At 67.8% G+C, this 7,677-nt stretch carries 8 protein-coding genes and 1 pseudogene; 6 read left to right on the forward strand and 3 right to left on the reverse strand.

Annotation, left to right across the window (positions count from 1 at the left end):
- Positions 1-369: pseudogene (locus ACNA7R_RS18050) on the forward strand (peptidase M14); the annotation flags it as partial.
- A gap of 39 nt (positions 370-408) precedes the next feature.
- Here ACNA7R_RS18050 and ACNA7R_RS18055 read toward each other — a convergent pair.
- The 3 genes from ACNA7R_RS18055 to ACNA7R_RS18065 form a co-directional block, all read right to left on the reverse strand.
- A complete protein-coding gene (locus ACNA7R_RS18055; RefSeq protein ID WP_416284912.1) occupies positions 409-1,635 on the reverse strand; it encodes an iron-containing alcohol dehydrogenase in 1,227 nt (408 codons plus the stop codon).
- Positions 1,636-1,719: 84 nt separating this feature from the next.
- Positions 1,720-1,998: a ubiquitin-like small modifier protein 1 gene (locus tag ACNA7R_RS18060; protein ID WP_416284913.1), complete on the reverse strand. Its 279-nt coding sequence runs from the start codon at positions 1,996-1,998 to the stop codon at positions 1,720-1,722.
- Positions 1,998-3,857, reverse strand: coding sequence for an aldehyde ferredoxin oxidoreductase family protein (locus ACNA7R_RS18065; protein WP_416284914.1), 1,860 nt, complete (start codon positions 3,855-3,857; stop codon positions 1,998-2,000). Before ACNA7R_RS18065 ends, ACNA7R_RS18060 begins: the two co-directional genes overlap by 1 nt.
- A 184-nt stretch (positions 3,858-4,041) precedes the next feature.
- Here ACNA7R_RS18065 and ACNA7R_RS18070 point away from each other — a divergent pair, with 184 nt between their 5' ends.
- The 5 genes from ACNA7R_RS18070 (at position 4,042) to ACNA7R_RS18090 (ending at position 7,519) form a co-directional block, all read left to right on the forward strand.
- A complete protein-coding gene (locus tag ACNA7R_RS18070) occupies positions 4,042-4,176 on the forward strand; it encodes a transporter (RefSeq protein WP_416284915.1) in 135 nt (44 codons plus the stop codon).
- A 62-nt stretch (positions 4,177-4,238) separates the two neighbouring features.
- The gene (locus ACNA7R_RS18075) at positions 4,239-5,249 is read left to right on the forward strand and encodes a phosphatase PAP2 family protein (RefSeq protein WP_416284916.1); all 1,011 of its coding nucleotides are present in this window, start codon (positions 4,239-4,241) and stop codon (positions 5,247-5,249) included.
- A gap of 108 nt (positions 5,250-5,357) precedes the next feature.
- Complete coding sequence (locus ACNA7R_RS18080; RefSeq protein WP_416284917.1) at positions 5,358-6,008, forward strand: helix-turn-helix domain-containing protein; 651 nt, start codon at positions 5,358-5,360, stop codon at positions 6,006-6,008.
- 170 nt (positions 6,009-6,178) lie between these two features.
- On the forward strand, positions 6,179-6,427 hold the full coding sequence (locus ACNA7R_RS18085; RefSeq protein ID WP_416284918.1) for a hypothetical protein: 249 nt from the start codon (positions 6,179-6,181) through the stop codon (positions 6,425-6,427).
- A gap of 168 nt (positions 6,428-6,595) precedes the next feature.
- Positions 6,596-7,519, forward strand: coding sequence for a CBS domain-containing protein (locus ACNA7R_RS18090; protein ID WP_416284919.1), 924 nt, complete (start codon positions 6,596-6,598; stop codon positions 7,517-7,519).
- The last annotated feature ends 158 nt before the right edge of the window (positions 7,520-7,677 follow it).

Consider the following 7,677-nt stretch of genomic DNA (forward strand, 5'->3'; position numbering starts at 1 on the left):
GTCTTCATCAGCGAGGACGCCGAGAAGCGCTCGCTCCAGTCGGCCGTGCTGGCGAAAGACGCCGCGGGACTCGCGGGCGGCGGTCGGATCGACAAGGTCAACCGATTCGGCTACGGCCCGCTGTGGGGGAGCTACGAGGAGGTGCTGCCGCTGTACACCGACGCTGCGGCGCTGCTGTACGAGGTTTCCCACCAGAGCGAGGAGCGCGGCCAGAAGGGCGAGGGCTTCAAGGTCAAGCTCACCCGCGATGTCTACCTCGAGACGTTCCGCCGGATCGCCGACGGCTCGATCCACGAGATCGACGAGATGCGCTACTTCGACGAGATGTCGGTGCCGACCGAGGACGCCGAGAACCCGCACACGCAGTAAGATCGGTCCGAGCGGGGGTCCCCCGGCGCGGCGCGCAGTTCAGGACCGGCGCCGGCTGTCGGGCGCGAGCGCGTCGTCGTACACCCGCTCGAAGAGCGCCTCGAGTTCCTCGCGGGTCGGCTTTCGGGGGTTGTTGTCCGGCGAGCCCGAGTCGAAGGCGTCCTGGGTCATCCCCGGGACGACGTCGAGGTACGCCTCGCGGTCGGGAACCTCGCCGAACTCGTCGAGGTAGCCGGTGAGCGAGATGTCCTCACAGAGCTGCTCGACGCCGTCGCTGGCCCGGCGTGCGGCGACGCGATCGGCATCGGTTTCGTCGGCGACTCCGAGCATCCGGGCGACCTCGGCGTACTTTCCGGGTGCGGCCAGCTGGTTGAACTCGACGACGTAGGGAAGGATGAGCCCGTTCGCCAGTCCGTGCGGGATATGGAGCTGTGCGCCGAGGGGACGGGCCATCCCGTGAACGAGCGCGACCGAGGAGTTGCCGAAGGCCTTGCCGGCGTGGAACTGCCCGATCAGCATCTCCGAGCGGGCCTCGATGTCGTCGCCGTTGGCCCAGGCGGTCGGCAGCGAGTCGACGATGCGCTCCATCGCGCTGCGGGCGTACTCGTCGGTGAGCGGGTAGCTCTCGACCGAGGTGAACGCCTCGATGGCGTGGGCGAAGGCGTCGATTCCGGTAAACGCGGTGTGGCTCTTCGGGAGCGACCGGGTCAGCTCGGGGTCCTCGATGGCGACGTCGGGGACGATGTTCTCGGAGACGATGATGAACTTCGTGGCGGTGGACTCGTCGGTCAGCACGGCCGTGCGGGTCGTCTCGCTGCCGGTTCCCGCCGTGGTGTTGACCGCGAGAATCGGCGGGGTCGGGTTCGGCACCCCCTCGTAGCCCGCCTTGTCGACGCCGAATCCCCGAAGGTCGCCGTCGTTGGCCGCGAGGATCCCGACCGATTTGCCGACGTCGATGGAGGAGCCGCCCCCGAGCGTGACGATGACGTCGCAGTCTCGATCTTCCCAGACCTCGAAGGCGTTCTCTACGTTCTCGACCGTCGGATCGGGTCTGACACCGGTGTACAGCGCCGTCTCGACACCGCTCGCCTCGAGGTGCTCGACGATTCGATCGCCGTGGATGTCGTAGATCATCTCGGAGGCGACCACGAGCGCCGTCTCCCCGTGTCGGTCGGCGTACTCGCCGATCCGCTCGCTGGCGTCGATACCGAACAGCGTCCTTCCCGGCGAGACGAGGGTGCGCGTTCCGCGCGTGAGCTCGGACATGTCTCGTGGCAACGCGGGGCGTGTTCAAGAAAGTTCACCATCATCGACGGCGACGGGTCCGCCAGTTGCCGACGGGCGGGCGCGTCAGCCGCCGGTCACTGGCGGTGTAATCGAAAGCGTGTCGCCGTCGGCCAGTTCGGTCTCTCCACCGTCGAAGTGAGTGACGTTGGTGCCGTTTCGCAGTACCGTGATGCTCCGGGCGATTGACCCGTCGGCGAGCAGCGTCCCCTCGAGTTCGGGATGGTTGGTCTCGAGCGCGGCGAGTACGTCCCGAACGGTCGGTTCCGGATCGAACTCACGAACCGCCGTCCGCTCGCCGACGGCCTCGCGAACCGTCGCGAAGTACCGGAGTTCGAGCTCCATCAGTCGGCGACGCGCTCGGCGACGTCGGTCAGGTCGAGGCGCTCGACGGTGTCGGTCGTCGGATGCCCGTTGTCGTTCCAGCCGCGGAACTCGTAGTACTCGTCGAGCATCCCCTCGAGTTCCTCGGGCGGGCAGTACATCCCCTCCGAGGGGCCGTCGGGGATCGGCTCGTGCATCGTCCGGTGGGGGAGCGTATCCGTCCCGCGGCCGGCGACGCCGCGGGCGACGTTGATCAGGCGTTCGACGTTGTAAATCCGCTCGCCGATCGCCTCGACGTCTTCCGTCGAGAGCTCCCAGCCGGTCGCGAGGCCGATCGCCTCCGCGTAGCGCTCGTTGACCCGGGCGCCCCAGCCCGCTTCGCTGACGAACCGACACTGGGTCAGCGAATCGCCCAGCGCGGTGAAGTGCTGGGTTCGGGCGGCGAACTCGGGGGTTCCCTCGGTCGTCTCGTCGTGGTTGCCGTCGTACTGGAGGGTGGGCCGGGTGTCGTGGTGGGAGCCCCCGCGCGTCGCCGTCGCGTAGCCGATGCTCATTCCCTTCAGTCCGCGCGCGGAGTGGGCCGCGAACTCGAGGCCCTTGGCGCCGTAGAGGTAGCGTTCGGCCTCGTCGTCGAGCGACTCGGCCAGCCGGAACGAGCCCTCGGCGAGGTCGTCGCCGAACCCCTCGCGCTCGGCCGTCTGCCGAGCGAGTTCGACCAGCCCGTCGGCGTCCCCGAACTCGAGGTGGGGCGAGTCGTCGTCGCCGAGCAAGCCCTTCTCGTAGCACTCCCGGGCGAACGCGACCGTGACGCCCCACGAGATCGTGTCCATGCCGAGGCGGTCACAGCGGTCGTTGGCCTTGATGACGCGCTCGGGGTCGTAGACCTCCTGGAGCGTCGCCGTCCCGAACAGCGACTCGAACTCCGGGATCTTCCCCTCGGTGATCCCCTCGGATTCGACGGAGACGTGCTTGCCGCACTTGACCGCGCAGTTCGCACAGGTGGTGTCCTCGGTGACGTACTCCTCGCGCAGGGTCTCGCCGCTTACCGCCTCGGCGTCCTCGGCGTCGGCCTGCTCGGTCTGCATGTTTCGATGGCCGAGTTTCCCCATCTCGTTGATCGGGTTGACCAGCCCCGCGGTGCCGTACTCCTGGAGCATCTCGGTCTCCTCCATCAGCCGCCCCATCTGCTGAACCGACCGCCCCTGCAGGTCGCCGGCGGGTTCCGGCTGGAAGTCGCCGCCCTGGACCGCGATGGCCTTTACGTTCTTCGAGCCGAGCACCGCCCCGGCGCCGCCGCGGCCGGCGACGCCCTCGCGCAGCTTCGACTCGTGAACTAAACAGGCGTACCGGACCTGGTTCTCGCCGGCCGGTCCGTTCGCGAGGACGTGCGTGTCGTAGCCGACGCCCTCGCGCTCGCGGATCTCCTGACACGTCTCGTAGGTCTCGGTTCCCTCGAGGCCGTCGGCCGATTTCACCTCGGCGCCGTCCTCGTCAACGAGCACGTAGGAGTGTTCCGCAGCCGTCCCGTGGAGCACGACGACGTCGAATCCGGTCGTCTTCAGCGCCTGGGGCAGCGTGCCGCCGAACGTCGAGTCGAAAAAGCCGTTCGTCATCGGGCTTACGAAGCCGACGACGCCGCGGGACGTCGACTGGAACGGCGTGGCGTTCATCGGCCCGACCGCCAGCGCCAGGACGTTCTCCGGATCGAACGGATCCGCGTCGACGGGCACGTGTTCGGCGACCTGTTTGGCGACGAACCCGTTCCCGCCGAGGAATCGCCGGGCATCTCGGGGATCGATCGATTCGATCTCGCTATCGCCGGTTCCGAGGTGGACGTGGAGGATCTCGCCGCCGTACACCGAGGGGAGCGTCTCGGACATTGATACGAACACCGTACGGCGGAGGGCCCCTTAATTCATCGGCAGCGTGCTGTGGGCCGAGTGTATTTCGACGGTCGCCGGTGTGTCGAGCGGTCTCCGTGGACTCACTCCCGTTCGACACGGAAGGTGTTCGTTCGCTCACGCACGCAGCGGCTTTTTCCGGACGGCCGCGATACGTTCCCCCGTGACTCGACTTTCGACCATCGTCATCCTCGTCGGCGTCGCGAGGGTCGTTCCGCTCCCGCCCCCGCTCGGAATCGTGCTCGGTGCCCTCCTGACCGTCGCCGGCCTCGGACTCAGGCGGTTTACCGAGAACTGATGCGTTCGCCGAGGTGAGCCGGCCTCAGAGTCAAATACGTCTTTCTCGAAACGACACGTACGATGAGCGAGGGGCGAGATCTGCCCACGTTCCTCTTCGACCCGGAGGTGAACAGAGCGATCAACGAGGCGTTGCCCCGGACCGTCGTGGAGGCGTTCGGAATCCTCACCACGCTCGGCGACGGAGCGACTCTCGTCGCCGTGGCGGCCCTGCTGTACTGGTTCGGCGCCGCCGAGGACCGCCACGACCGGGCGATGGTGCTCGCGATCGCCGTCACGACGCTCGCGCTCGTCGCCGGACTCAAGGGCATCCTCGAGGTGCAGCGCCCGCTATACGGGGCCCAGCCACCCCTGGCGTTCGCCCCCGAGACGTATCCGGGCTGGAGCACCCCCAGCGCGCACTCGATGGGGGCCGCGGCGGTCTACGGCGCGCTGGCGGCCGTGATGAACGTCGGGACACGCCGGCAGCGCTACGCGGTCGCGGGCGCGCTGATCGTCGCCATCCCGTTCTCGCGGGTCGTCATCGGCGTCCACTACGTGGGCGACGTGATCCTCGGCGCGTTGCTCGGGCTGGGGCTCGTCGCCGTCGCCTTGCGGATCACGAGCCGCTCGGTCACGCCGATGTTCGCGCTCTCGCTGGCGGTCGCGGTCGCCGCGTTCGCGCTCGGCTCCCAGGAGTACACCACGATGGCGATTGGAGCGTCGCTGGGCGGGCTCCTGGCGTGGTCGGCCCTCGAGAACCGGGAGGCCGACCCGCTGGGGGCCTCACTCCTCCTGCTGGGGCTTTTCGTGCTCCCGCTGCTGGCGGTCGTCAGGCTGCTCGACTCGCTGATCGCCGTCGAGGGCGGGTTTGTGATCGCCGGAACGGCGACGGTGAGCCTGCTGGCGATCCTCGAGACGGTCGGGTTCGCGGTCGCGTTCGGCGGTGCGATCGCGGCGCCATACGTCGCGGCCGAACTCGACGACTCGAGGGCGGTCCGGAAACTACAGCGGTTGTTGCCGTTCAGCGGCCGCACCGTCGATTCGGACGCCGTCGGCGAGGGGCCGACTCCGAGAGGGGACAGCGACGGCTGACCGCACTCCGGCTGGAGCGCTCGAGCGAACGCCCCTCGAGTGAATCGTCGCCGGTTTCGGAGGACGGCTCCTGCGGTAGACCTTTCCCCGCTCGCGACGAGTGCCGCTATGGCGATCGAAGCGTCGTTCACCGCGACGGAAGGTGAGTTTCCGCTCGCCGAGGTGTTCTCGAAGTTCCCCGACGCGCGGATCGAACTGGATCGCGTCGTCCCGACCAACGACGTGTTGATCCCGTACTTCTGGCTGCAGAAGGGGGGGTCGGCGGAGATCGATCTGGAGGGGATCGACCACCCCGGGATCGACGACCTCCGGATCGTCGACGACGTCGACGGCGCGGTGTTCGTCCGCATCGACTGGGACTTCGAGTACGAGAGCGTCCTCACCGCCATCCTCGAGACCGACGTGGCGCTCATCTCGGCCGTCGGCGAGGAGGGGAAGTGGACGTTCGAGGTTCGTGGAACCGAGCAACAGGATGTCTCCGACTTTCAATCGTACTGCAAGCGCCACGACATCCCCGTGGAGCTGACCCAGCTCCACGCGCTCTCGCCGCTCGAGTCGGGCCAGGAGTACGACCTCACCGAGGCCCAGCGGGAGGCGCTGACGCTGGCGTACGCCCGCGGGTTCTACGATTCGCCGCGGGAAGTTACGCAGGAGGAAGTCGCCAACGAACTCTCGATCTCCCGGCAGGCGCTGGCCTCCCGTCTCCAGCGCGGGACCAGGCGGCTGATCGCGAGCACGTTGATCGGGCGGTCCGACTAATACTTATAAATGTGTTACGAAAGTAAAAGTCAGACTCAGGGAGGATCCGTCCCAACGCTACGGTATGAGGGAACGCGATCGCCAGGTGTCGACCCGATTGGACGGGGTCGACGCCACGGTCGGGGGAGGGGAAGCGCTCGAGGGGGACACCGGCAGCCACAGGCAAGCCAATGGGTGAGTCGGACGATCAACCGGGGTCGGACGGCGAGCAGGTGGTCGAACGGGAGGAGACCTACGACCACGAGCGACACGGCGAGGTCGAGGTGACGGGAATCTGGAAGGGCGTCGAGGAGGTCGACGGGACGCGCGACGCCGACGAGAACGACGTCTACATCGTCCGCTACTCCACCGAGGAGGACGGCAGAGAGGTCGACGAACTCACCGACACGCTCGACGAGTTTCTCGCGGCGCTCGAGTAGGTTCCCGTGGATCGATCTACGTCGACGACACCCTTGAGTCCTTAAATGACTACCGTGTAATCCGCGTTCGTCGAAGCCTGAGCGACCGCTCCGTACCGACCAGCCCTCAGTCCACAGTGCTGGAATTCAGGTCGCCGTACTATAGTCGACGGCGAGCTATGTTTCGGTATGTCGTATCCGATCCGCGTCGCGGACGTCATGAGCACGCCGGTGATCACGGCTGCACCGACCGAGACGGTGGCCGACGCCGCAGAGACCTTCCTCGAGGAGGATATCAACTCGGTCGTGATCGTTGCGGACGACGAGGCCGTCGGCATCGCCACCGGCACAGATCTCGTCCGGGCGCTCGAGCGGGAGGAGTCGCCCCGCGAAACGCCGCTGGAGGAGGTCATGTCCGCGCCGGTCGCCGCGACCGAGCCGGCGGCCGAACTCGAGGACGCCCTCGAGCGCATGCACGACCGCGGGGTGGCGCGGCTGGTCGTCGTCAGGGACGACCGCCCCGTCGGCCTGGTGAGCACCGACGACGTGATCCGGTACGCCCCGCAGGTGTTCCACCGCGGGACGCTCGCCACCGACGCCGGGCCGACGCCCCGGTATCGCGCCAGAGAGACGGCCGAGTACGAACACGCCGACTGGACGTGCGAGTGCTCGACCGTCTCCCCCGAGGGGCTGAGCGTGGGCGATCGGGTGGAGTTCTCCAAGCCCATCTCCGAGGCGGACGTGCGGTCGTTCGCGACCGCGTCGGGCGACACCAACCGCCTCCACCTCGACGAGCGCTACGCGGGCGAGACGCGCTTCGGCCGACGGATCGCCCACGGCACGCTCGTGAGCGGGCTCATCAGCGCCGCCCTCGCCAGACTTCCGGGAGTCACGATCTACGTCTCCCAGGACCTGGCGTTTCTGGCCCCGGTCGACCTCGGCGAGCGCGTCACGGCGGTCTGTGAGATCGTCGGCGAGATCGGCGACCGGAAGTTCGAGCTGACGACCGACGTTCTCGGCGCGGACGGCGAGCGGGTCATCGAGGGGGAGGCGACGGTACTGGTCGACGACCCGCCCGAGGCGGCGACCCTCGAGATCGAGGCGATCGCCTAGGAAGGGTCATCGTCGCGGAGTGTCGCGGATGCGAGGGCGCGCTGGGACCACGTCGCCCCGGCATGGTCACGGAATCTCGAGGGTTCCTATATGCGACCGATTCGAACTCGTCCTCAAAAGACCGACACGGACTCTTTCGAGTCCCGAAACGCACGAAT

The sequence above is a fragment of the Natronococcus sp. genome, from assembly GCF_047921035.1.
Lineage (GTDB): Archaea > Halobacteriota > Halobacteria > Halobacteriales > Natrialbaceae > Natronococcus.

Coding starts and splice junctions, on each gene's coding strand:
- ACNA7R_RS18080 (WP_416284917.1), top strand. CDS start 5,358: ATGGCGATCGAAGCGTCGTTCACCGCGACGGAAGGTGAGTTTCCGCTC.
- ACNA7R_RS18060 (WP_416284913.1), bottom strand. CDS start 1,998: ATGGAGCTCGAACTCCGGTACTTCGCGACGGTTCGCGAGGCCGTCGGC.
- ACNA7R_RS18065 (WP_416284914.1), bottom strand. CDS start 3,857: ATGTCCGAGACGCTCCCCTCGGTGTACGGCGGCGAGATCCTCCACGTC.
- ACNA7R_RS18075 (WP_416284916.1), top strand. CDS start 4,239: ATGAGCGAGGGGCGAGATCTGCCCACGTTCCTCTTCGACCCGGAGGTG.
- ACNA7R_RS18085 (WP_416284918.1), top strand. CDS start 6,179: ATGGGTGAGTCGGACGATCAACCGGGGTCGGACGGCGAGCAGGTGGTC.
- ACNA7R_RS18055 (WP_416284912.1), bottom strand. CDS start 1,635: ATGTCCGAGCTCACGCGCGGAACGCGCACCCTCGTCTCGCCGGGAAGG.
- ACNA7R_RS18090 (WP_416284919.1), top strand. CDS start 6,596: ATGTCGTATCCGATCCGCGTCGCGGACGTCATGAGCACGCCGGTGATC.